We start from the raw sequence: 1,873 nt of genomic DNA, 5'->3' as shown, positions 1-1,873 counted from the left end.
GCCGCCACGCCCGCGAGCCGGCAACTGGCCTCGCCCATCTCGCCCGCCGCCGTCAAAATCGCGCACGACTGTCCGCGCATTGCCATCAAGGCCTGCCCGACTCGACCCACCGCCTGCGCGGCGCCGCCCAAGCTGCGCGCCATCGCCTTCACATCCTCGCCGTCACTGCCTTTCAGGCCGACCAGACCGCCCAGGCCGGCGGTCGGATTCACGACGACACCCAGCGCGAAGCCGGGCGATCGATCGTCTCGTTCGGGAATTCGCATCGGTTGCAGCGCAAAATTTAGCTGCGTATAGTGTGCGCCATACAAACATACGTGCGCAATATAAACTTTCATTCCGAACCATTCGGGAGGTGTGCCCAGCAATGACGATCCAGTCCCATCCGTTCATGGCGAATTCGGTCGACGCCGTCGTCCGCGAGATGCTCGATGCCGTCGGCGCGGCGCAGATCGGCGATCTGTTCGCGCAGATCCCGGCCGATCACCGCGCCAGCCGGCCGCTGCAACTGGAGCCGGCGATGCCGGCCGAAGCCGAGCTGCGCCGCCACCTCCATGCGCTGCTCGATCGCAACGACGATTGCGCGACCACGCTGAGCTTTCTCGGCGGCGGCTGCTGGCGGCATCACGTGCCGGCGATCTGCGACGAGATCGTCGGGCGCAGCGAATTCCTGACCTCGGTGTGGGGCACGCCCTCGTCCGACCACGGGCGCTATCAGGCCTGGTTCGAGTTCTGCAGCCAGCTCGGCGAGCTGGTCGATTGCGAACTGGTGGGCCTGCCCGTCTACACCTGGGGCTGCGCGGCCGGCCACGCGCTGCGCATGGCGTCGCGCATCACCGGGCGGCGCGAGGTGCTGGTGCCGGAGGCGCTCGATCGCGAACGGCGGCTCGTCATCGACACGTATTGCGAACCGCCGAGCATGCCGGGGCATCTGCGCGTCGTGACGGTGCGGCACGATCCGGCCACGGGCGGCATCGATCTGGCCGATCTCGCCGCCAAGCTCGGGCCGGATACCGCGGCCGTCTATCTGGAAACGCCGAACGCGTTCGGCGTGATCGAACAGGACGGCCCGCGCGTGGCCGAACTGGCGCACGCGGCCGGCGCGCAATGCATCGTGGGCGTCGATCCGCTCTCGCTCGGCGTGCTCGCGCCGCCGCCGGCCTGGGGCGCCGACATCGTGGTCGGCACCACCCAGCCGCTCGGCGTGCACATGCACGGCGGCGGCGGGCTCGGCGGCTTCATCGCCTCGCGCGACGAGGAACGCTACGCGCGCGAATATCCGACGCTGCTGGTCAGCCTGGCCGGCCGCGACGCGCACGGCACCTACGGCTTCGGGCTGTCGCTGGTCGAGCAGACCTCGTACGGCGCGCGCGAGCACGGCAAGGACTGGACCGGCAATTCGGTCTATCTGTGGGCGATCGCCAACGCCGTCTACCTGTCGCTGATGGGGCCGCGCGGCTTCGAGGAACTCGGGGAACTGCTGGTGCAGCGCGCCCGTTATGCCGCGCGCAAGCTCGCCGCGATTCCGGGCGTGACGCTGCCGTTCTCGGGGCCGTCGTTCAAGGAGTTCGTGGTGGATTTCGGCGCGACCGGGCGCAGCGTGGCCGACATCAACGCGGCGCTGCGCTCGCGCGGCATCTTCGGCGGCCACGACCTGTCGGCCGATGCGCCGCACGGCGGCCAGCGCGCGCTCTACTGCATCACCGAACTGCATCGCCAGCAGGACATCGACCGCCTGGCCGACACGCTCACGGAAATCCTCGCCCATGACCACTAAGCCCGCCCTGCGCCGCTATCACGGCGCCGTCTGGAACGAACCGATCGTCATGGAGCTGTCGCGCGCGGGCCGGCGCGGCCTGCGCGTGCCGCGCGA

2 protein-coding genes are annotated in these 1,873 nt (G+C 69.7%); one reads left to right on the top strand and one right to left on the bottom strand.

All coding sequences use genetic code 11. From position 1 onward, the window contains the following. A partial coding sequence (locus tag G3N92_RS33360; RefSeq protein WP_206131766.1) for a hypothetical protein occupies nt 1-338 on the bottom strand: 338 nt, incomplete at its 3' end. Between the two features lie 29 nt (nt 339-367). Between G3N92_RS33360 and gcvPA the strand changes: the two genes are divergently transcribed. Then, nucleotides 368-1,777: an aminomethyl-transferring glycine dehydrogenase subunit GcvPA gene (gene gcvPA / locus G3N92_RS33355; protein WP_206131765.1), complete on the top strand. Its 1,410-nt coding sequence runs from the start codon at nt 368-370 to the stop codon at nt 1,775-1,777. Nucleotides 1,778-1,873 lie beyond the last annotated feature (96 nt).

Origin of the sequence: Burkholderia sp. Ac-20379 (genome assembly GCF_017104645.1) — a bacterium.
Lineage (GTDB): Bacteria > Pseudomonadota > Gammaproteobacteria > Burkholderiales > Burkholderiaceae > Burkholderia.
The sequence above is the reverse complement of the archived record's forward strand: the minus strand, read 5'-3'. Positions and strand labels throughout refer to the sequence as shown.

Bases quoted from the DNA above. Each gene is read 5' to 3' on its own strand.
- gcvPA (WP_206131765.1), top strand. From the start codon at position 368: ATGACGATCCAGTCCCATCCGTTCATGGCGAATTCGGTCGACGCCGTC.